Origin of the sequence: Curtobacterium sp. B18, assembly GCF_000333375.1 — a bacterium.
In the GTDB taxonomy this organism is placed as follows: domain Bacteria; phylum Actinomycetota; class Actinomycetes; order Actinomycetales; family Microbacteriaceae; genus Curtobacterium.
This window is the reverse complement of record NZ_BACZ01000317.1, coordinates 1-20,870: the sequence shown is the minus strand read 5'-3', so window position 1 is coordinate 20,870 and position 20,870 is coordinate 1. Positions and strand designations below refer to the sequence as shown.

23 protein-coding genes and 1 tRNA gene are annotated in these 20,870 nt (G+C 70.4%); 10 read left to right on the top strand and 14 right to left on the bottom strand.

The features are described 5' to 3' along the window. Positions 1-76: 76 nt before the first annotated feature. Positions 77-304: a hypothetical protein gene (locus I5E_RS08775; RefSeq protein WP_022906647.1), complete on the bottom strand. Its 228-nt coding sequence runs from the start codon at positions 302-304 to the stop codon at positions 77-79. 59 nt (positions 305-363) lie between these two features. On the opposite strand from I5E_RS08775, the gene I5E_RS08770 reads away from it, so the two are divergent. Next, complete coding sequence (locus I5E_RS08770; protein WP_022906646.1) at positions 364-597, top strand: hypothetical protein; 234 nt, start codon at positions 364-366, stop codon at positions 595-597. 93 nt (positions 598-690) lie between these two features. Here the strand turns inward: I5E_RS08770 and I5E_RS08765 are convergent. Further along, positions 691-763: transfer RNA gene (locus I5E_RS08765), tRNA-Lys, on the bottom strand. A 52-nt stretch (positions 764-815) separates the two neighbouring features. Continuing rightward, positions 816-977, bottom strand: coding sequence for a hypothetical protein (locus I5E_RS24390; RefSeq protein ID WP_022906645.1), 162 nt, complete (start codon positions 975-977; stop codon positions 816-818). Positions 978-1,102: 125 nt separating this feature from the next. Between I5E_RS24390 and I5E_RS08755 the strand changes: the two genes are divergently transcribed. From I5E_RS08755 to I5E_RS08745, 3 genes are all read left to right on the top strand, one after another. Then, positions 1,103-1,732 (top strand): hypothetical protein, encoded by a 630-nt coding sequence (locus I5E_RS08755; RefSeq protein ID WP_022906644.1) that lies wholly within the window; start codon positions 1,103-1,105, stop codon positions 1,730-1,732. 582 nt (positions 1,733-2,314) lie between these two features. Continuing rightward, positions 2,315-2,914: an ECF RNA polymerase sigma factor SigK gene (gene sigK, locus I5E_RS08750; RefSeq protein ID WP_022906643.1), complete on the top strand. Its 600-nt coding sequence runs from the start codon at positions 2,315-2,317 to the stop codon at positions 2,912-2,914. Next, a complete protein-coding gene (locus tag I5E_RS08745) occupies positions 2,911-3,792 on the top strand; it encodes an anti-sigma factor (RefSeq protein WP_022906642.1) in 882 nt (293 codons plus the stop codon). The genes sigK and I5E_RS08745 overlap by 4 nt, the downstream gene beginning before the upstream one ends. 560 nt (positions 3,793-4,352) lie before the next feature. On the opposite strand, the gene pstB is transcribed toward I5E_RS08745, so the two are convergent. From pstB to I5E_RS08705, 8 genes are all read right to left on the bottom strand, one after another. After that, positions 4,353-5,132, bottom strand: a complete 780-nt coding sequence (gene pstB / locus I5E_RS08740) for a phosphate ABC transporter ATP-binding protein PstB (RefSeq protein ID WP_022906641.1) — start codon at positions 5,130-5,132, stop codon at positions 4,353-4,355. A 31-nt stretch (positions 5,133-5,163) separates the two neighbouring features. Continuing rightward, positions 5,164-6,249, bottom strand: coding sequence for a phosphate ABC transporter permease PstA (gene pstA / locus I5E_RS08735; RefSeq protein ID WP_022906640.1), 1,086 nt, complete (start codon positions 6,247-6,249; stop codon positions 5,164-5,166). Positions 6,250-6,262: 13 nt separating this feature from the next. Continuing rightward, positions 6,263-7,210 (bottom strand): phosphate ABC transporter permease subunit PstC, encoded by a 948-nt coding sequence (gene pstC / locus I5E_RS08730; protein ID WP_022906639.1) that lies wholly within the window; start codon positions 7,208-7,210, stop codon positions 6,263-6,265. A gap of 144 nt (positions 7,211-7,354) precedes the next feature. Continuing rightward, a complete protein-coding gene (locus I5E_RS08725; protein ID WP_022906638.1) occupies positions 7,355-8,464 on the bottom strand; it encodes a phosphate ABC transporter substrate-binding protein PstS in 1,110 nt (369 codons plus the stop codon). Positions 8,465-8,729: 265 nt separating this feature from the next. After that, the gene (locus I5E_RS08720; RefSeq protein WP_022906637.1) at positions 8,730-9,677 is read right to left on the bottom strand and encodes an NUDIX hydrolase; all 948 of its coding nucleotides are present in this window, start codon (positions 9,675-9,677) and stop codon (positions 8,730-8,732) included. Next, complete coding sequence (locus tag I5E_RS08715) at positions 9,674-11,839, bottom strand: RNA degradosome polyphosphate kinase (RefSeq protein WP_022906636.1); 2,166 nt, start codon at positions 11,837-11,839, stop codon at positions 9,674-9,676. The genes I5E_RS08720 and I5E_RS08715 overlap by 4 nt, the downstream gene beginning before the upstream one ends. A 91-nt stretch (positions 11,840-11,930) precedes the next feature. Next, positions 11,931-12,734, bottom strand: coding sequence for a mycothiol synthase (gene mshD, locus I5E_RS08710; protein WP_022906635.1), 804 nt, complete (start codon positions 12,732-12,734; stop codon positions 11,931-11,933). Beyond that, the gene (locus I5E_RS08705; protein ID WP_022906634.1) at positions 12,734-13,417 is read right to left on the bottom strand and encodes a winged helix-turn-helix domain-containing protein; all 684 of its coding nucleotides are present in this window, start codon (positions 13,415-13,417) and stop codon (positions 12,734-12,736) included. Before I5E_RS08705 ends, mshD begins: the two co-directional genes overlap by 1 nt. Before the next feature lie 117 nt (positions 13,418-13,534). Between I5E_RS08705 and I5E_RS08700 the strand changes: the two genes are divergently transcribed. The 3 genes from I5E_RS08700 to ygfZ all read left to right on the top strand — a co-directional run bounded on the left by I5E_RS08700 (position 13,535) and on the right by ygfZ (position 15,667). Then, a complete protein-coding gene (locus I5E_RS08700) occupies positions 13,535-13,816 on the top strand; it encodes a hypothetical protein (protein ID WP_148286910.1) in 282 nt (93 codons plus the stop codon). 163 nt (positions 13,817-13,979) lie between these two features. Next, complete coding sequence (locus tag I5E_RS08690) at positions 13,980-14,582, top strand: FABP family protein (RefSeq protein WP_022906631.1); 603 nt, start codon at positions 13,980-13,982, stop codon at positions 14,580-14,582. Continuing rightward, on the top strand, positions 14,582-15,667 hold the full coding sequence (gene ygfZ / locus I5E_RS08685) for a CAF17-like 4Fe-4S cluster assembly/insertion protein YgfZ (protein WP_022906630.1): 1,086 nt from the start codon (positions 14,582-14,584) through the stop codon (positions 15,665-15,667). The genes I5E_RS08690 and ygfZ overlap by 1 nt, the downstream gene beginning before the upstream one ends. Positions 15,668-15,815: 148 nt before the next feature. On the opposite strand, the gene I5E_RS08680 is transcribed toward ygfZ, so the two are convergent. Continuing rightward, positions 15,816-16,589, bottom strand: a complete 774-nt coding sequence (locus I5E_RS08680) for a methylase (protein WP_031261953.1) — start codon at positions 16,587-16,589, stop codon at positions 15,816-15,818. Positions 16,590-16,645: 56 nt separating this feature from the next. Here I5E_RS08680 and I5E_RS08675 point away from each other — a divergent pair, with 56 nt between their 5' ends. After that, a complete protein-coding gene (locus I5E_RS08675) occupies positions 16,646-17,392 on the top strand; it encodes a phosphoglyceromutase (RefSeq protein ID WP_022906628.1) in 747 nt (248 codons plus the stop codon). Between the two features lie 57 nt (positions 17,393-17,449). On the opposite strand, the gene I5E_RS08670 is transcribed toward I5E_RS08675, so the two are convergent. Both I5E_RS08670 and phoU read right to left on the bottom strand, forming a co-directional pair. Next, positions 17,450-17,998 carry an AAA family ATPase gene (locus tag I5E_RS08670; RefSeq protein ID WP_022906627.1) on the bottom strand — a complete coding sequence of 183 codons (549 nt, stop codon included), beginning with the start codon at positions 17,996-17,998 and terminating at the stop codon, positions 17,450-17,452. A 166-nt stretch (positions 17,999-18,164) separates the two neighbouring features. Further along, on the bottom strand, positions 18,165-18,836 hold the full coding sequence (gene phoU / locus I5E_RS08665; protein ID WP_022906626.1) for a phosphate signaling complex protein PhoU: 672 nt from the start codon (positions 18,834-18,836) through the stop codon (positions 18,165-18,167). A gap of 156 nt (positions 18,837-18,992) precedes the next feature. On the opposite strand from phoU, the gene I5E_RS08660 reads away from it, so the two are divergent. Beyond that, positions 18,993-20,156: a sensor histidine kinase gene (locus I5E_RS08660; protein WP_022906625.1), complete on the top strand. Its 1,164-nt coding sequence runs from the start codon at positions 18,993-18,995 to the stop codon at positions 20,154-20,156. Then, on the top strand, positions 20,153-20,833 hold the full coding sequence (locus I5E_RS08655) for a response regulator transcription factor (protein WP_022906624.1): 681 nt from the start codon (positions 20,153-20,155) through the stop codon (positions 20,831-20,833). Before I5E_RS08660 ends, I5E_RS08655 begins: the two co-directional genes overlap by 4 nt. The last annotated feature ends 37 nt before the right edge of the window (positions 20,834-20,870 follow it).

The following is a 20,870-nucleotide window of genomic DNA, read 5'->3' as shown; positions in this document are numbered from 1 at the left end:
GAGGTGCCGAGTGGGCTTGGGGAACGCACGCATCCCTCAACAGTATCGGTTCGCGGATGGCGCCCCTCGGGTCGGGTCAGATCAGGCCTTCGGCCTCCGCCGCCTCTGCGATCGCAGCGGACGCGTCTTCGTAGTCCTCGTACTCTCCGATGAACTTCAGAGTCGTCGTGTCGGCTCCGAGCCAGGCTCGCCACCCATCAGGGTCGTCGTCGCGGAAGCGCCCAAGGACAGTGTGTCCAGCGCTTGTAGCGACGGTGTGGGTTCCGTCGTCGTTGCTCCAGGTGGTCAGTTCGGGGATGCACATGGCGACGACGGTATCCGCTCTCGGATCGCGTCACGCAAGATCCAGGCGCAGTCGGCGGTTTGGCCGAAGCACCACTCGACGAGTACGGCGCGGTCGGTGTGCGCGAGGACGCACGCTTCGACTTCGAGGATGCGGTCGGGGAACTGCACCCACGCGAGGACGAGGTCGGGTGCCGGGAGGTCGATCTCTGGTCCGCCGTGGGTGAGCTCGAGCGGCTGGCTGGATTCCACCAGTCGGGAGTGCTCACCGACGAGGAGTTCACTTCGGCGAAGCGGAAGCCCCTCGGGTTCTGAGGATCGGGCTGTTGCCCCACGACTGCCCCACGACCCCGGTTGCACACAGAACTCCCGGCGAGGCCATTGCGGTCTCGACCGGGGTTTTCGTCGTGGGCCCCGTGGGGCTCGAACCCACGACCCTCGGATTAAAAGTCCGGTGCTCTACCAACTGAGCTAGAGGCCCTCACCCGCAAGGCTAGCGGGTGAGGGCCTCTGGGAAGAACCGGGTGGGCGGGTCAGCCGCGGCGTCCGGTGAGCGTCCGCAGCAGCCACAGGACCACCGCGACGATGAGCAGCACGATGCCGACCCAGAGCAGGAACTTCAGGCTCGCGGTGAAGCCACCGACGAACAGCAGGACGACCGCGATCACGGCCAGGATGATGAGCAGGGGGTTCATGGGAGTCCTCTTCCTTCGCGTGCGGGAGGAGCGCCTCCCGGTCAGTCACGGTACGCGCGGCGGAGGCGTTGCGTTCTGGGCGAACGACGCCCGGGCACGTCGCCGACCGTGCCTACACTGACGCGGTGCCTCGCGATCACCACCGTCCCGTCCACTTCACCGACCAGGAGTTCGCCGCGATCCAGGGCGGCGAGGACCCCGCCGTGGTCAACCGTGTCGCGCACGAGACCGCGAACGCCCTGCTCCACCGCGTGCGGCAGGATCCGGACCCGGCGGTCGTCGAGCGCCTGGTGACCTACACGGACGTGCACGGCATCGACGCCATCGCCGAGCTGTGGGCACGGGTGGGGGCGCACACGCTCCCCGGCGCGCTGTGGCGGATCTACCTCGTCCGCACGGTGATCCGGCAGAACCCCGAGGAGATCGCGTACCTCTTCGAACGGGGCACGGAACGGATCGGGACGATCGACCAGGCCGTCGCCGGGGCAGAGCAGCCGACCGGTCCGGCGGAGATCCTCACCCTGGCGGACCGCATCCTGCACGGCCTCTACACCGGGGACCTCGCGGTGGCGCTCGACCGGGGCGCCGCGTTCTGCCGACTCACCGCGGCCGGAGCGACGGCCGTCGCGGACGACGCAGACCTGACGGCGGGCGCCCGTGCGTCGGAGCTCACGACCCGCGCGCTCCGCCTGTCGGAACTGGCGGCCGACCTCACCGAGGCGGCGTCGCTCTGGCGCCGCGACAGCCTGGACTGAGCGGCCAGCGGGGCGGGCGCGCACCGCGCCTCCCGGCCAGCAACGCGACCAGCCAGCACCGCGCCTCCCGGCCAGCAACGCGACCAGCCAGCAACGCGACCGGCCGCGAGCGGCCAGAGCGCCCGCGCCGTCGACGCCACCCGCGACGCTCGACTCCAGGCATGGAAGAACCGGGCCGCAGAAGCGCCTCTCGGCGCGAGGCCGCTCGAAGCGGCGAATTTTGGAGCCCGGGGCTTGCTGCGGCCCGGCGACACCGAGTCTACGAGACGCTCGCTGTGCTCGTGGCCCTGTTCACTCTCGGTGGACAGATCCGCGCTCGGGCGTGCCCCGGGAACGAGGGGTGAGAACCGCTCCAATCCGCTCGGGCGAGGGTGCCGAATCATCACCGTGGCAGGTGATGAGCCGGCCACGACAGCGAGGGTCCCGTGCGACCCGGTCCGCTCCCTGGCGGTCAATTCCCTGCGGGTCACGCGGGCCCTCGCGCTCGACCGACCGCTGACCCGACCACGCGACCCGAGCGCGTGGTCGGGTCACGGCCCACAACTCACAGCCAGATCGCAACCGAGAGGAGGGAAACCTGCAATGCTTGCCATCGTGGATAGCGACACCGAGAGCTGGAGTTCGACCGAGCCGGCTCAGGCGTCCCCCGACGACCTCCTCGCCCGCGTGGCGACCGGCGACCAGGCAGCCTTCTCCGACCTGTACGACGTCCTCTCCGGACGCGTGCTCGGACTCGTGACGCGGCTCCTCCGGGACCGTGCACAGTCCGAAGAGGTCACGCAGGAGGTCTTCCTCGAGGTCTGGCAGCAGGCCACCCGCTACGACCGCAAGCGCGGTACGGCAGCGAGCTGGATCCTCACCATGGCGCACCGCCGAGCGGTCGACCGGGTGCGGGCCTCGCAGGCGTCGCACGACCGCGACACGAAGATCGGCATCCGCGACTTCGAGGCCGGCTTCGACCAGGTGTCCGAGTCGGTCGAGATCCGGATCGAACACGAACGCGTCAGCCGGGCGCTCGCGAAGCTCACCGAGTTCCAGCGCCAGGCCGTGCAACTCGCTTACTACGGCGGCTACTCGCACAGCGAGATGGCCGACCACCTCGGTGTCCCGATCGGCACCGTCAAGACCCGTCTCCGTGACGGGATGATCAGACTCCGCGACGAGATGGGGGTGACATCATGACCGAACGACACGACGACCCGGCACTGCTGACCGGTTCGCACGCCCTCGATGCACTGTCGGACGAGGAGCGAGCACTGTTCGACTCCGCGCTCTCGACCGCGCCGGAGCTGCAGGCCGAGACGGACTCGCTGCGCGAGACCGCGCTGCAGCTCGCCTACGCGGTGACCCCGATCGAGCCGCCCTCGTCGCTCAAGGCGTCCCTGATGGCCCAGATCGCGACGACCCCACAGGCTGCTCCGGTGGCCCCGCAGTCCGTTGCGTCGGCCACGAGCGCCCCAGCCACGACGACCACGGTCGACGACGCCGGCCAGGAGGCGCGGTTCGCCCCCGCCTCGACCCGCACCTCCTCCGGTGGTGCGGCTTCGGACAAGGCTCGCCGCCGGTGGTTCCAGCGTCCGGCAACGGCACTGTCCGCCGCAGCGGCCGTCGCCGTGGTCTTCCTCGGCGTCGGACTCGGCGTCGGCACGACCTTCGCTCCCTCGAACCAGCCCGGTCCGGGGACGACGCAGGCGTCCGGCGGACTCGACCGCATCTACGCCGCGTCGGACTTCAAGCGCACCACGGCGAAGGTCTCGGGCGGCGGGACAGCCACGGTCGTCTGGTCGAACGAGGTCGGCAAGTCCGCGGTCATCCTCGACGGGGTCCCCGCGGCTCCGGAGGGCAAGACCTACGAGCTCTGGTACATCGGCTCCGAGGGCACCGGCGGCAAGATCAACGCGGCCGGCCTGATGGACCACGTGTCCACCGGTGTGCACTCGGCGGTCCTCACCGGGACGCTCTCGCACGGTGTGACGATCGGCATGACGGTGGAGCCCGCCGGCGGCTCGGAGCAGCCGACGACGACCCCGATCATGGCGGTCCCGACCACCTCGGCCTGACCCGGGCGGCCTGGGCGTGCCCGCGAGGGCGTACCTGGTCGAAACGGGCGTACCTGGTCAGAACTTCTGACCAGGTACGCCCGTTTCCTCATTCCATCGCGGCCGTCCTGGGAAGGAACGTGCCAGCGTGCCCGGTCACGGGCGGAGGCGGCGGGGCAGGAGCGGGCCGCGCCTCCCGTCCGCCGCCCCGCCCCCGCAGCGCACACCGCCCCGTCACCCGTGCCGAAACGGGCGTACCTGACCCAAGCGGGCGTACCTGACCGAAGCGGGCGTACCTGACCCAAGCGGGCGTACCTGACCCAAGCGGGCGTACCTGACCCAAGCGGGCGTACCTGACCGAAGCGGGCGTACCTGACCCAAGCGGGCGTACCTGACCCAAGCGGGCGTACCTGACCGAAGCGGGCGTAGCTGGTCGAAACGGGCGTACCTGGGCGAAACTTCTCACCAGGTACGCCCGTTTCCTCATCCCAGCGCGCGCGTTGTGGGAAGGAACGACGTGGAACGGCGACGGCCCCGCCGGACCGGAGTCCGACGGGGCCGTCGTGAACGGGGGCGGTCGATCAACCGAAGCGGCCGGAGACGTAGTCCTCGGTGGCCTGGACGGACGGGTTCGAGAACATCGTGGCGGTGTCGTCGAACTCGATGAGCTTGCCCGGCGCACCGGTGCCCGCGATGTTGAAGAACGCCGTCTTGTCGCTGACGCGCGAGGCCTGCTGCATGTTGTGGGTCACGATCACGATCGTGTACTCCTTCTTCAGCTCCTCGATGAGGTCCTCGATCGCGAGGGTCGAGATCGGGTCGAGCGCCGAGCACGGCTCGTCCATGAGGAGCACATCGGGCTGCACCGCGATCGCACGGGCGATGCAGAGACGCTGCTGCTGCCCGCCGGACAGGCCCATGCCGGGCTTGTCGAGGCGGTCCTTGACCTCGTTCCAGAGGTTCGCGCCCTGCAGGGAGCGCTCGACGATCTCGTCGGCCTCGGAGCGCGAGAGCCGCTTGTTGTTGAGCTTCACGCCGGCGAGCACGTTGTCCTTGATGGACATCGTCGGGAACGGGTTCGGGCGCTGGAAGACCATGCCGACCTGCCGACGGACGAGCACCGGGTCGACGCCGGCGCCGTAGAGGTCGTCGCCGTCGATCTTGACGGAGCCCTCGACGTAGGCGCCGGGGATGACCTCGTGCATGCGGTTGAGGGTGCGGAGGAAGGTGGACTTGCCGCAGCCGGACGGGCCGATGAACGCGGTCACGGTGCGGGGCTCGATCGTCATGTCGACGCCCTCGACCGCCTTGAACTTCGAGTAGTAGACGTTGAGGCCGTCGACCTCGATGCGCTTGGACACTGTGTTCCTTCGGGGTGGGTGGATCCGCGGGTCAGCGCGGGAGCTTGGGGGCGAACAGGCGCGTGATGAAGCGTGCGAGCAGGTTGAGCAGCATCACGATGAGGATGAGCACGAGCGCGGCGGTCCACGCCCGGTCGACGAACGGTACCGGGTTGGCGCCCTGCTGCGAGTACTGCGTGTACGCGAACACCGGCAGGGTCATCATCGGGTCCTTGAACAGGTCGTAGTTCAGGCTCGCCGTGAACCCCGCCGTGACGAGCAGGGGAGCGGTCTCGCCGATGACGCGGGCGATCGAGAGCATGACGCCCGTGGTGATGCCGGCGAGCGACGTGGGCAGCACGACCTTCAGGATCGTCAGGTACTTCGGGACGCCCAGTGCGTACGAGGCCTCGCGGAGCTCCATCGGGACGATCTTCAGGACCTCCTCGGTGGAGCGCACGACGATCGGGATCATCAGCACCGAGAGGGCCACCGAGCCGACCAGGCCGAAGCGGGCACCCGGACCGAGGAAGAGCGCGAACAGCGAGTACGCGAAGAGACCGGCGACGATCGAGGGGATGCCCGTCATCACGTCGACGAAGAAGGTGATGCCCTTCGCGAGGACGCCCTTGCCGTACTCGACCAGGTAGATGGAGGTGAGCAGACCGATCGGCACCGAGATGAGCGCGGCGAACAGCGTGATCTCGAGCGTGCCGACGAGCGCGTGGATGGCGCCGCCGCCCTCGGAGATGACCCCGCGCATCGAGTACGAGAAGAACTGCGCGTCGAACCGGGCGACGCCGTCGCCGAGCACCGTCCACAGCAGCGACACCAGCGGCAGCACCGCGATGACGAACGCCGTGACGACGAGCGAGGTGACGAGCCGGTCGACCGCCTTGCGGCCACCCTCGACGATGCGCGAGACCACGACGATGAGGACGTCGAACAGGACCGTGCCGAGGAACACCGCGGCGACGACGTTGAAGTCCTTGACCGCGCCGCCGGCGTTGAGGAGGGCGAACACGAGGATCAGGGCGACCCAGGAGCCGACGAGGAGCAGCCACGGCACGGACTTGTGCAGCTTGCCGGTGGCGTAGACGTTGCCGGACACTCCGGACTGACGGATGGCGAGGGACATCGGGGCGGACCTCTCAGCTCACTCGCTTGCGGACGATGTACCGCGCGAGCATGTTGATGACCAGGGTGATGACGAAGAGGATCAGGCCCGTCGCGATGAGGGCGTTCAGGGCCGTGCCGGACGCCTCGGCGAACTGCAGGGCGATGTTCGCCGCGATCGTCGAGGGGTTCTGCGCGATGAGGACCTGGAAGGTCACGTTCGTCGACACCGACAGCACCAGCGCGACCGCCATCGTCTCGCCGAGCGCGCGGCCGAGACCGAGCATGATCGCGGACACGATGCCGGACTTGGCGAACGGCAGCACCGACAGACGGATCATCTCCCAGCGGGTGGCGCCGAGGGCCAGGGCGGCCTCCTCGTTGAGGGTCGGCGCCTGCAGGAAGATCTCACGCATCACGGCGGTCATGATCGGGATCGCCATCACGGCGAGCACGATCGACGCGGTGAGGATCGTGCGGCCCGTCCCGGTCACCTGACCGGAGAAGAGCGGGAACCAGCCGAAGTAGGTGTTGAGGAAGACGTAGAACGGCTTCACGAACGGCGCGAGGACCACGATGCCCCACAGGCCGTAGACGACCGACGGCACCGCGGCGAGCAGGTCGATGACGTAGCCGAGGACCGGCGCCATACGACGGGGCGCGTAGTGCGAGATGAAGAGGGCGATGCCGAGCGCGAGCGGCACGGCGATCACGAGCGCGATGAGCGCGGACCAGATCGTGCCGAACACGAGCGGACCGACGAAGTCCCAGAAGTTCGTCGCGCCGTTGGGGAGCTCGCCGACCTTGGCGCTGAAGGCCGGGAGGCTCTGCCACACGAGGAACGCGGCGACGAGGATCAGGACGAAGAGGATGAGACCGCCGGAGATGACCGAGGCGGCGGAGAAGACGCGGTCGCCGATGCGGACGACGGGCTTCGGCTTGGGGGTGACGGTGGCCCCTGGCTGGGCCGGTGCGGTCGTCATGGGGCTCCTGTCGGAGGTACGCCGGGGGAGGCGGGAGGTCGGGTGTCCGGTGCTGCGGTGTCGCGCTCGGTTCCCCGAGTGGACGGGCGAGTGCCCGGACGCCGGTCGAGTGGGTGGGACCGGCGTCCGGGCGCTCAGGGTGCCTTACTTGATGGAGGCGACGGCCTTGGCGGCCTTCTCCGACAGGTCGGTCGAGAGGGCGGCCGACTTGGCCTCCTTCGCGGCGGCGTCCTGCGCGTCCTTCGAGACGACGTAGTCGAGGTAGCCCTTCACGAGCTCACCCTTCGCCGAGTCCTTGTACTCCTGGCACGCGATGGCGTAGGAGACGAGCACGAGCGGCCACGCGTTGTCGGCGGTGTCGGTGCGGTTGATGTCGATCGCGAGGTCGTTGTCCGCGCGGCCCTCGACGGTCTTCGAGTCGGCGACGACGGTGGCAGCACCCTCGGCCGAGATCGTGGTGGCCTTGTCGCCGACCATGAGCTTGGCCTTGTCGAGGTCACCGGCGCCGGAGTCGTCGATGTAGGTGATGGCGTTCGAGGCGCTGGCCATCGAGGAGGCGACACCCGAGGTCTTCGCGGCGGCGTCACCGACCTGGTACGGGAAGGTCTGGCTCGGGTCCTTACCCCAGACGTCCTTCGCGTTCGCGTCGAGGTACTCCGAGAAGTTCTCGGTGGTGCCCGAGTCGTCCGAGCGGTGCACGACGGTGATGTTCGCGTCCGGGAGCGTCGCGTCCTTGTTGAGCGCGGTGATCTCGGAGTCGTTCCACTTCGTGATCTTGCCGGAGAAGATGCCCGCGATGGTCTTCGCGTCGAGCGTGAGGTCCTTGACGCCGTCGACCTTGTAGGCGATCGCGATCGGGGAGATGTAGACCGGGATGTCGATGGCCTTCGAGTCCGCGGCGCAGGCGGCGAACGAGCCCGAGAGCTCCTCGTCGCTCAGCGCGGCGTCGGAGCCGGCGAAGTCCGCGGCACCCGAGATGAAGTTCTTGCGGCCGGCGCCCGAACCGTCGGGCGAGTAGTTGACCGTGACGCCCGAGGCGACGTTCTGGAAGCCGGCGGTCCAGGTGGCCTGCGCGGTCTGCTGTGCGGACGAGCCCGAGCCCGTCAGCGTGCCCGAGAGCTTCGAGTAGTCGGTGCCGGAGCTGGAGCTGGAGGACGGGCTGGTGCTCGCGCCCTCGTTCGCCGCGCACGAGGAGAGCACGACCGCGCCGGCGATCGCGATTGCCGCGACCGTACCGATTCGCTTGATGTTCACAGGGGTCCCTTCGGGAATGTCAGTGCAGGTGGGACCGCTGCTGGTCCCGTGGGCCGGTGCTGACCCGGGAGCGACTGTAGGGACACGAGGTGACGGGGATCACCCGCCCTGGTGAACGGGAGGTGAACGAGGGGTTGTCCCGGACGGGGCGACGTGCGCCGAGCCCGTGGCGGGTGCAGGATCGGGAACGGCGCGCCGAGAACGGGCGCATGCATGCGCATGCACCCCAGGAGCCGGGAGGCGCGGCTCGGCCCCGGCGTCCGGCCTACGCGGGGACGGGGTTGCGGTGCGTCTCGACGGCCACGAGCGTGCCGTCGGCGATGTGCATCACCGAGAAGTCGCCCACCGAGAGCATGGCGGCCCGGCGGAGGTCGAAGCGGCCGCTGTCGTCGGCCGTCGCGGTCGCGATGCGGGCGATGATGTCGGGCAGCACGGGACCGTGCGAGCACAGGACGGTGGTCTTCGCCTTGTCGAGCCGCTTCTGCACGACGCCCTTGACGTTGGCCGCACCGTGGTCGTGTGCGTCCTGGCTGATGTCCGGCGTGCTCGACACCCCGAGGTGCGTGCGGTCGGAGAGCGGTTCGACCGTCGCGAGGCACCGGGCGGCGGTGCTGCTGACGATCTTCTTCGGACCGAACGCGGCCACCGGCGACGCGACCGACTTCGCCTGCGACCTGCCGACGGGCAGCAGCGGACGGGTGGCGTCCGGGCCGTTCCAGTCCGAGCCGGGCACCGTCTTGGCGTGCCGCAGGGCGATGAGTGCGAAGGTGCGGTGGTGCCCCGCGGCGACGCGGTCCGCGAACCGGTCGAGGATGGCGACGTCACGGTCGTAGGTCAGCCGGTGGCGGGCGTCGTCGACGGTGACCCACTCGATCGCGGCGACCTCGTCGTTCGGGTGGAACCTGCCGGCGCGCTCGTACTCCTTGGAGGGCACCCGGGCGGACCAGTAGTGCACGATCTTGTCGCGGCCGCTCGGCAGCACGTACTCGGCCGTGCCCAGGGGTGCACCGAGGTGCACGCGGTACCCGGTCTCCTCGACGATCTCGCGCACGGCGGTCGTCGGGACGCTCTCACCCGGGTCTACCTTGCCCTTGGGGAACGAGACGTCCTTGTGGTGGTCACGGTGGATGAGCAGCACGAGCGGGATGCCGTCCTGCTCGCGCCAGACGACGGCACCCGCAGCGACGACCGGCCCTTGGGAGCCGCCGCTCACCGAGTGGAGCGCTTCCGCGCCGAGATCTTCCGCATGAGGACATTCTGCACGTCGTCGAGCGGTCGGCCGTCGTCGTCCGTCGAGTGGCGCGTCCACTCGCCGTCCGACTCGAGGTGCCACGAGCTCGTCGTGTCCGCCATCGCGAGGTCGAACATCTCGTGGACCTCGTTCACGTGCGCCGGGTCCGACAGCCGCACGAGGGCCTCGACGCGGCGGTCGAGGTTGCGGTGCATCATGTCCGCCGAGCCGATGAGCACGGCCGGGTCGCCGCCGTTGTGGAACGCGAACGCCCGCGAGTGCTCGAGGTACCGACCGACGACGCTGCGCACCCGGATGGTGTCGCTGACGCCTTCCATGCCGGGCTTGAGCGAGCAGATGCCGCGCACCCAGACGTCCACCGGCACGCCGGCCTGGCTGGCCAGGTACAGCGCGTCGATGATCTGCTCGTCGACCATCGAGTTGACCTTGATCCGGATCCCGGAGGGCTTGCCGGCCCGAGCGTTGTCCGCCTCGGTCTGGATGCGCTTGAGCAGCCCCTTCCGCAGGTGCAGCGGCGCGACGAGCAGGCGCTTGAACTTCTTCTCGATCGCGTAGCCCGACAGCTCGTTGAACAGGCGCGTCAGGTCCTTGCCCACGACGTCGTCCGACGTGAACAGCCCCATGTCCTCGTAGATGCGCGAGGTCTTCGGGTTGTAGTTGCCCGTCCCGATGTGGCTGTAGTGCTTGAGCGTGCCGCCCTCCTGCCGGATGACGAGCACGAGCTTCGAGTGCGTCTTCAGCCCGACCAGGCCGTACACGACGTGCACGCCGGCCTTCTCGAGCTTGCGGGCCCACGTGATGTTGTTCTGCTCGTCGAAGCGCGCCTTGATCTCGACGAGGGCGAGCACCTGCTTGCCCGCGGCGGCCGCGTCGATGAGCGCTTCCACGATGGGGCTGTCGCCGGAGGTGCGGTACAGCGTCTGCTTGATCGCGAGGACGTTCGGGTCGGCCGCGGCCTGCTCGAGGAACGCCTGGACGCTCGTCGCGAAGGACTCGTACGGGTGGTGCACGAGCACGTCCTTCGCCGCGATGGCGCGGAAGAGGTCCGGCTTCGTGTTCGGTTCGCCCGGCTGGAACTGCACCGGGGTCGTCGGCACGTGCTTCGGGTAGTGCAGGTCCGGACGGGCGATCTTCGCGATCTCGAACAGCCCGCCGAGGTCGAGCGGCGAGGGGAGGCGGAAGACCTCTTGTTCGGTGATGTCGAGCTCGCGCACGAGCAGGTCGAGCGTCACCGGGTCCATGTCCTCGGTGATCTCGAGGCGGATGGGCGGTCCGAACCGACGACGGAGCAGCTCGCGCTCGAGGGCCTGGATGAGGTTCTCGGCCTCGTCCTCCTCGATCTCGACGTCCTCGTTGCGGGTGACCCGGAACACGTGGTGCTCGAGCACCTCCATCCCGGGGAAGAGGTCGTCGAGGTGGTTGGCGATGAGGTCCTCGAGCGGGATGAACCGCAGCAGTCCCGAGTCGTCGTCCGGCAGCTTGATGAACCGCGAGAAGTTCTGCGGCACCTTGAGGCGGGCGAACTCCTGCCGCTGCGACTTCGGGTTCCGCACGCGGACCGCGAGGTTGAGCGACAGCCCGGAGATGTAGGGGAAGGGGTGCGCCGGGTCCACCGCGAGCGGCATGAGCACCGGGAAGATCTGCTCGTTGAAGTACTCGCGCATCCGGAGCCGGTCGGCCTCGTCGAGGTCGGACCAGTGCTCGACGTGGATGCCCGCGGCGTCGAGGTCCGGCTTGAGGGACCCGATGAACGCCTGCGCGTGACGGTCCTGCAGCTCGTGCGCCTTCGTCGCGATGTCGCGCAGGACGTCGCTCGGTGCCCGGCCGACGTTGGTCGGGACGGCGATGCCGGTGTCGATGCGGCGCTTCAGGCCGGCGACCCGGACCATGAAGAACTCGTCGAGGTTGGACGCGAAGATCGCCAGGAAGTTCGCGCGCTCGAGCAGCGGCTGCATGCGGTCCTCACCGAGTTCGAGGACCCGCTGGTTGAACCGGAGCCAGCTGAGCTCACGGTCGAAGTAGCGGTCGGTGGGCAGCGACTCGTGCTCGATCTCGACGACCTCGTCGAAGTCGTCGAGGTCCGGTGCGACGGAGTCGCCGTCGAGCTGCGGTTCGGTGTCCATGCCCACATCCTGCCACCCGACCCCTGCGCCGGGAGGGCCCCACGTGGACGCTGTGGAAACCCGCGGTGAACGACGTGGTGCGCCGTCGGGCTCAGCCCGCGGCGTACTGCACGTCGATCGCGTGCTGCGTGAACCCGGACCGCCGGTAGAGCGCCAGCGCTGGTTCGTTGTCGCCCTCGACGTAGAGCGCGGCGGCGGTGAGCCCACGACCGGTCAGACGAGCGGTCCCGGCGCGCATCAGGACGCCGCCGAGCCGCTGTCCCTGCAGGTCGGGGCGGACGGCGACGGCGTAGAACTCACCGATGCCGTCCTCGACCTTGAGCCAGCACGACCCCGCCAGGGCGCCGGAGTCGTCGCGGAGCAGGAGCAGGTCGTCGCCCGAGAACCAGTCGTCCGCCTCGCGGGCGCGCAGGTCCTCGAGCGTCATCCGGCCCTGTTCCGGGTGGTGGGCGAACGCGGCGGCGTTGAGCGCGAGCCAGTCGGCCTCGTCACCCGGGTCGCCCGCGCGGAACGCCGACACCGTGTAGCCGTCGGGCACCGCCGGGTCCGGGGCGACCGAGGCGATCGGTGCCCGGAGCTGCAGGAGCGTCCGGACCGCCGTCCAGCCGAACCGCGACGCGAGCGCCCGCGCGGCGGGGTGGTCCCCGTGTGCCCACGCGAGCCGGGGCGCCGCGGCCCCGCCGCCCGGGGTGAGCGCCTGCCGGGCGAGGGCGGTCCCGAGGCCGTGCCCCCGCGCCTCCTGGGCGACCACGAGCTCCAGCTCGCCGTCGCGCACCACGGCGACCCCGCGCTCGTCGCCGAGCACGCTCGCGCGACCGGCACGCACGTCGACCAGGGTCTGGTCGGAGAACGGCGGTGCCTCACCCGGGACGGCGAAGCGCGACAGGTCGACCACTACTGGCCCGCGAGCCGGTCGGCCTCGTCGTCGTAGACGTTGAAGCGGTAGCCGACGTTGCGCACCGTGCCGATCAGGGACTCGAGGTCGCCGAGCTTCGCGCGGAGCCGTCGCACGTGGACGTCGACCGTGCGGGTGCCGCCGAAGTAGTCGTACCCCCACACCTCGCTGAGGAGCTGCTCGCGGGTGAACACCCGCGACGGGTGCGTGGCGAAGAAGCGGAGGAGCTCGAACTCCTTGAACGTGAGGTCGAGCGGCCGGCCGCGCACCTTGGCCGAGTAGCTCGCCTCGTCGATGACGACACCGGACGCCTGGATCTTCGACCCGGTCTGGTTCTTCGAGGCGCGACCGGCGGTCAGGCGGATGCGGGCGTCGACCTCGGCGGGGCCGGCGGTCTCGAGCACGACGTCGTCGACGTTCCACTCGCTGTTGACCGCGGTCAGGCCGCCCTCGGTGACGACCAGGATGATCGGCGTGGTCGAGCCGCTCGTCGCGAGGATCTTGCAGAGGGCCTTGGCGCTCGCGAGGTCCGTCCGGGCGTCCACGAACATGAGGTCGCTCTGCGGGGCGTTGACGAGCTGGGCGGCCTCGGCGGGGACGTGGCGGATCCGGTGGCTCAGCAGACCGAGGCTCGGCAGGACGTCGCCGGGCGCGGCTGAGGTGAGTACCAGGAGCTGGGCCACAGGACCTCCAGGGCGTGGGGGAGTCGTGCACACATCCTAGTGATGCTCGGGAAGCCCCCTTCCCGGCCGGACGGTCGGGACGGGCGTTCCCGCGGCGGTCCTGTCATGATGGGGCGCGTGACCGAGCCCGTGCAGCCCACCGACCAGCGCCGCCTCCGGCTGACGTCCGTCCTGCCGGTCTGGCTGCTCGCGATCGTCGGGGCCGTGCTCGTGCTCACGCTGACCGAGAAGGACTCGTTCGCCTGGCTGCTCCTCGTGTTCGTGCTGTGCGTGCTGGTCAGCTTCGTGCTGCAGCTCATCACCGCGACGAAGGACGGGCTGGTCGAGCGGATCAGCATCGCGTCGTCGGGGGCCTTCGTCGTCGTGCTCGTCACCGCGGTCCTGCTGCTGACCCGGTGACCCGCCGCCCGACGGCTGGCGTCGTCAGGCGTGCCGCGTAGACTCGGGGCATGGATTCGCTGCTTGCGCTCGAGCTCTTCTACGTGGGCCTGCTCGGCCTCGCGTCGCTCGCGATCGCGTTCGTCTCGGTGACCGTCGTCGTGAAGCTGTTCAAGGGTCAGCGTTGATCGAACTGCCCGAAGGTCTCGCGCCCGAACTCGTCCCGCTGTCGTGGCTCGTCGGCGTCTGGGAGGGCACCGGCGTGGTCGAGTACCCGGTCGGCGACGAAGCCGAGCCCCGGAAGTACGAGTTCGGCCAGCGCGTGAGCTTCAGCCACGACGGACTGCCGTACCTCAACTACTCGTCGACGACGTGGCTGCTCGACGACGAGCACACCCCGCTCGCGGCCGAGATGGGCTACTGGCGGATCGACCGTCCGTCCGAGCCCGGTGACCGCGGCCCGGCGATGCTCCTCGGCGAGGGGCCGACGCCGTTCGGCACCGTCGAGAGCGTCGAGGCACTGCGGAACACCACCGACGGGTTCGACGTCGAGGCGGCGATCATCCACCCCACCGGCGTCAACGAGCTCTACGTCGGACGGGTCCGCAAGGGCCGGATCGACCTCGCCACCGACGCCGTGATGCGCTCGCCGAACGCCAAGGACTACTCCGCGGCGACCCGGCTCTACGGTCTGGTCGAGGGCAAGCTCTTCTGGGCGTGGGACATCGCCGCGCTCGGCAAGGAGCTGACCTCGCACGCATCGGGGCAGCTCGCGAAGGTCGACTGATGTCCGCCTTCGCCGGTCGCGCCGGCTTCGTGGCGACGGACGCGGGCCCCGCCGCGCACTTCGGCAACCCGCTCGGCGAGCAGCGGTTGCTGGCCCGTGGCCGCGCCGTCGTCGAGCTCGGCCTCGGCGTGGTGACCGTGACCGGTCCGGACCGCCTGTCGTGGCTCAACTCGATCACGTCGCAGCTGCTGACCGGCCTGGCCGTCGGGGCGAGCACCGAGACGCTCGTCCTCGACCAGTCCGGCCGCGTCGAGCACGCGGCACGGGTCGTCGACGACGGTTCGGTGGCGTGGCTGCTGACCGAGCCCGCAGACGCTCGGCCGCTCGCCGCCTGGCTCGACTCGATGCGGTTCATGCTGCGCGTCGAGGTCGCCGACCGCTCCGCCGAGTTCGCGACGATCGGGTGGTTCGGCGACACCGCGCCGTTCGCCCCGACCGAGCTGCCCGAGACCCCGCTCGTCGAGTGGGTCGACCCGTGGGTCTCGGTCACGCCCGGCGGGTGGGGCTACGCCGTCCAGGAGGCGCACCCCGCCTCCGACTGGACCCTCCGCATCGCCGTGGTCACCCCCGGCACCGCCGACCGGATCGCCGCGTCCGACGGACCCGTCGCCGGGCTCCTCGCGTACGAGGCCCTGCGGATCGCCGCCTGGCGCCCCTCGCTCGTCGACGTCGACGAGCGCACGATCCCGCACGAGCTCGACTGGCTCCGCTCCGCCGTGCACCTGTCGAAGGGCTGCTACCGGGGGCAGGAGACCGTCGCCAAGGTCCACAACCTCGGCCACCCGCCGCGCCGGGTCGTGATGCTGCACCTCGACGGGTCCGACGGCGTGCTGCCGGCTCCGGGGACGCCGGTCGTCGCCGGCGAGAAGGAGGTCGGGCGCGTGAGCGCGTCGGGCATCCACCACGAGCTCGGGCCGATCGCGCTCGCGGTCGTGAAGCGCTCCCTCGACCCGGCGGCCACGCTGACGCTCACCGCCGACGACGTGGTCGTGGCCGCGACGCAGGAGGTCATCGTGCCCCCGGGCGCCGGCGCCACCGCGGACGTGCCGCGGCTGCCCCGGCTCGGCGCCGTCCGCCGCTCCTAGCCGCGGCTCGCGGATCGCGGCGGGCCGCGCCGAGTCTCGGCTCCGCGGACACGTTCGCGCGGCCTGGGCCGCGAAACTGTCCGCCCGGCCGAGTCTCGGGGCGCGGGCATCGGCCGCGGCCGCGCGGCAGCGCAGCTGCGCCGGGCGGTCAGGCCGGGGCCACCGCGGCCCAGGGCACGCTGAGCTCCCCGAGTCGCCACCGCGTCACCCCGTGCAGCACCGGCCACCCCCGGTCCCGCATGCCCCGGACGGTCGCGATCCACCGCTGCCGGGGGCCGTACGTGCCGAGCGGTGCGGCGACCGCCCACGCCAGGTCGAGGTCGCCGACGAACGCGTGCACCCGCTCACCCGGCACGTTCCGGTGGATGAGGGCCTTCGGCAGCCGCTCGGCCACGACCGAGGGCACGTCGAGTCCGGCGAGGCGGAGCGACACCGTGAAGGTCTGCGGCGCGACGTCGTCGAGCGTCACCCAGGACGCCACCCGTCCGACCTCGTTGCAGGTCCCCTCGACGAGTGCGCCGCCGGGCTGCAGCCGGTCCTGCATGATCCGCCAGGACGCCTCGACCTGGGACTCGTCGTACTGCCGCAGCACGTTGAAGGCCCGGATCACGGCGGGGCGGCGGCCCCCGGGTGTCGGCGTCTCGAAGCCGCCGAGCCGGAACGTCACGCCGTCCCGGGTGCCGGCGTTCGCGAGCGCGACCCGGGCCGGTTCGATCTCGATGCCGGTGACCTCGACGTCGGGGCGGACGGCGGCCAGGCGGTCCCGGAGCTCGAGGGTCGTCGTCGGCGACGCCCCGTACCCGACGTCCGCGACGAGCGGGTCCGTGCTCCGGCGGAGGGCCGGCAGCGTGGCGATCCACCGGTCGACGCGGCGGAGCCGGTTGTACCCGGTCGTCCCGCGCGTCACGTTCCCGATGGGCATGCCCACCAGGGTACGGGGCCGCGGAACGGGCGCACGGCGCTCGGTAGACTCGGGGCATGACCTCCACGCTCGTCCTGCTCCGTCACGGCAACAGTGACTGGAACCAGAAGAACCTGTTCACCGGTTGGGTCGACGTCCGGCTCAGCGAGCTGGGCGAGAAGGAGGCGAAGCGCGCCGGCGACCTCATCGCCGAGTCCGGCATCGTCCCCGACGTCCTGTACACCTCGCTCCTCACCCGTGCGATCCAGACGGCGGACATCGCGCTGCTCCAGGCCGACCTGGCGTGGCTGCCCGTGAAGCGCGACTGGCGCCTCAACGAGCGCCACTACGGCGACCTGCAGGGCAAGGACAAGGCCCAGACGCTCGAGCAGTACGGCGAGCAGCAGTTCATGGAGTGGCGCCGCTCGTTCGACGTGCCGCCGCCCCCCATCGCCGACGACGCCGAGTGGTCGCAGTTCGGGGACCGCCGCTACGCCGACCTCGGCGACCAGCTGCCCCGCACCGAGTCGCTGAAGCTCGTGATCGAGCGCCTGCTGCCCTACTGGGAGTCGGACATCACGAAGGACCTCGCCGACGGCGGCACCGTCCTCGTCACGGCGCACGGCAACTCGCTCCGCGCGCTCGTGAAGCACCTCGACGGCATCTCCGACGAGGACATCGCGGGCCTCAACATCCCGACGGGCATCCCGCTCGTGTACGAGCTCGACGACGACTTCCGTCCGACGAAGCCGGCGTACTACCTCGACCCCGAGGCCGCCGCGGCGGGTGCTGCGGCCGTGGCCGCCCAGGGCGCCAAGAAGTAGCAGTGCGTCCGAACGCCCCGCCTGGTCACCAGGCGGGGCGTTCGTCGTCTCGTCCGCTCACACGAAGTGCGACGCGATCTCCTGCACCAGTGCGCCGACGTCGTACGGCTTCGTCGTGTCCACGCGGACCACGGGGACGCCGGGCAGCCCGACCGGCCCGGCCGTGGCGCCGTGCTCGTCCCAGAACGCGAGCACGCCGGCGAGGTCACCGTGCACCTCGTGGCGCACCGGCACGGTGCCCGGGTCGTAGCGGTCCCGCAGCCGCTCCTCGGCGGTGGCGCGGTCGGTGTCGCACCACACCTCGACGGCGCGCGGTGACCCGGCGGAGGCGAGCCGCGCCTCCAGGAGGGCACGGTCACGCGAGGGCAGCCAGACGGCGTCGAGGACGACCCCGTTCTCGACCGCGTCCGCCATCGACCACATCGTGTCCATCGCGATGCCGCCGAGCGGACGCGAGGCGATCATCGGGCCGACGAGGTCGGCGAGGGGCTCCTTGATCCGGTCCTTCGACAGGAACGGGCAGCCGAGCACCTCGGCCAGCGCCGCCCCGATCGTGCTCTTGCCCGAACCGGGCATCCCGTTGACGACGATCGCGACCTGTGCCATGCCTCGATCCTCGCAGAACGCAGCGAGCGAGCGGAACGCAGCGAGCGAGCGGAACGCAGCGAGCGAGCGGAACGCATCGGGCCGGCGGAACGCGGCGAGCCGGCGGAACGCAGCGAGCCGGGCGGACCGTGTGGTCCGTCCGGCTCGGTGACGCCGCAGCGTCGGGTCAGGCGGGCGACACCGTCACCGAGGACGCGCCGGCCCAGTCACCCGTCGCCAGGTACTCGACCTTCTTGGCGATCGACACCGCGTGGTCGGCGAACCGCTCGTGGTAGCGCGAGGCGAGGGTGGCGTCGACCGTGTCGATCGGCGCGCCCTTCCAGGTCTCGCCGAGCACGAAGTCGAACACGCTCGCGTGCAGCTCGTCGATGGCGTCGTCCTCGTCGCGGATCTCCCCGGCGAGGGCGATGTCCTCGGTGGCGAGCAGGCGCGTGAGCTTCTGCGCCATCGCGACGTCGAGCTGGCCCATCTTCTTGAAGGTGCCGCGGAGGCCCTTCGGGACGACCTTCTCGGGGAAGCGCTGGCGGGTGAGCTGGGCGATGTGCTCGGCCATGTCGCCCATGCGCTCGAGCGACGAGCTGACGCGGAGGGCGGTGACGACGACGCGCAGGTCACGGGCGACGGGGGCCTGACGGGCGAGGATGTCGATCGCGATCTCGTCGAGGCTGTTCGCCGCCTCGTCGATCTTGGCGTCGTCGGCGATCACCTCCTCGGCGAGGGCCACGTCGGACTCGCTGAACGACTGCGTGGCTCGGGTGATGGCGGACTCGACGAGCCCGGCGATCTCGGTCAGTCGCTCCTGGACGTCCTGGAGTTCCTGCTGGAAGACTTCGCGCATGGGGGAGTACCTCTCTCTGCGTACCGGTCGAGTGTCGTCAGGTCAGGTGAACGAACGGTGACGTCCGGCTGAACGCTTCGCGATCCGGACCGGGAACCACGCCGGACGCGGGTGAACGGGGTCGGAACCGCGTGTGACCATCCCTACACTGACGGCATGGACAACGCGTGGCTGGTGCCACTGTCGATGCTCCTCGGCGGGGTCTTCGGAGCGGGCGTCGTGGTGCTGATCATCACCGCCGAGCGCACGGCTCGTGCTGCCGACGTGGCGGAACGCACCCTGCCCGACGGCGTCGCCGCGGTCATCGCCACGATGCACAACCCGGCCGTGGTGGTCGACCCCTCGAACACGGTCGTCGCGGCGTCGCCGCAGGCGCTCACCGTCGGGCTGGTCGTGCGGCGCAAGCTCGTGCACCGGGAACTCGTCGATCTCGTCGACCGGGTGCGCCGGAGCGGTGAGATGAGCGCCGAGGACCTCGAGCTCCCGCGTCGGAACAGCGACCAGATCGGCTACCTCAGCTTCCGCGCGGCGCAGCTCGGCAACCGCTACGTGCTCGTCACCGCCGACGACCTCACCGAGACCCGGCGCATCGACGAGGTCCGGCGGGACTTCGTCGCGAACATCTCGCACGAGCTGAAGACCCCGATCGGTGCGATCGGCCTGCTCTCCGAGACCCTCGTCGCCGCCGCGGACGAACCCCAGCACGTGCGGAAGTTCGCCGCGCAGCTCGTCACCGAGTCGGAACGGCTGGCAGCCCTCACGAAGGACATCATCGAACTCTCCCGCCTGCAGTCCGTCGACACGCTCGAGAACAGCGAGGAGACGTCGATCGACCGCATCGTGCAGGCCGCGGTCGACGCCAACGAGATCGTCGCCCGCGCACGGGACATCGAACTCGTCCGGGCGAAGAAGTCGAAGCTGCGCGTGATGGGCGACCCCGCCCTGCTGCAGATCGCGGTGTCGAACCTCATCGCCAACGCGGTCAAGTACTCGCCGGACCACACCCGCGTCGGCGTCGGCGTCCGGTCGACCAAGGGGTTCGTCGAGATCGCGGTCACCGACCAGGGCGTCGGCATCCCCGAGGCGGACCTCGACCGGGTGTTCGAGCGGTTCTACCGGGTCGACCCCGCCCGCTCCCGTGCCACGGGCGGCACAGGGCTCGGCCTCGCCATCGTGAAGCACGTCGTCGGCAACCACGGCGGGGACGTGCGCGTCTGGTCGCAGCCCGGCAAGGGCTCGACCTTCACCATCCGCCTGCCCGAGGCGGACCCCGAACTGACCACAGCACTCGAAGAGCAACTGGAAGAGCAGCCATCGTGACCAAGATCCTCATCGTCGACGACGAGCCGGCCCTGAGCGAGCCCCTGGAGTTCCTGCTGCAGCGCGAGGGGTACGACACCTCCGTCGCTGCGGACGGCGTGACCGCGCTGTCGAAGTTCGACGCGGAGAACCCCGACCTGGTGCTGCTCGACCTGATGCTGCCGGGGCTGTCCGGCACCGAGGTCTGCCGCCAGATCCGGACCCGGTCGAACATCCCGATCATCATGCTCACCGCGAAGGACTCCGAGGTGGACATCGTCGTCGGGCTGGAGCTCGGCGCCGACGACTACGTGACGAAGCCGTACTCGACCCGCGAGCTCCTCGCCCGCATCCGTGCCGTGCTGCGGCGCCGCACCGAGGACGACCCGGCGGACAGCGGCATCCTGCAGGTCGGGGGCATCCGGATGGACGTCGAACGGCACACCGTGGCGGTGGACGGCTCGGAGACGCCGATGCCGCTCAAGGAGTTCGAGCTCCTCGAGCTGCTCCTCCGCAATGCCGGGCGCGTGCTCACCCGCGGGCAGCTCATCGACCGGGTGTGGGGGTCGGACTACTTCGGGGACACCAAGACCCTCGACGTGCACATCAAGCGCATCCGGTCGAAGATCGAGCGCGTCCCGAGCGCCCCGGAGATCCTGGTGACGGTCCGCGGGCTCGGCTACCGCATCGAGGGCTGACGCCACGTATCGCGTCGGCTGACGCACTGGAGGCGCG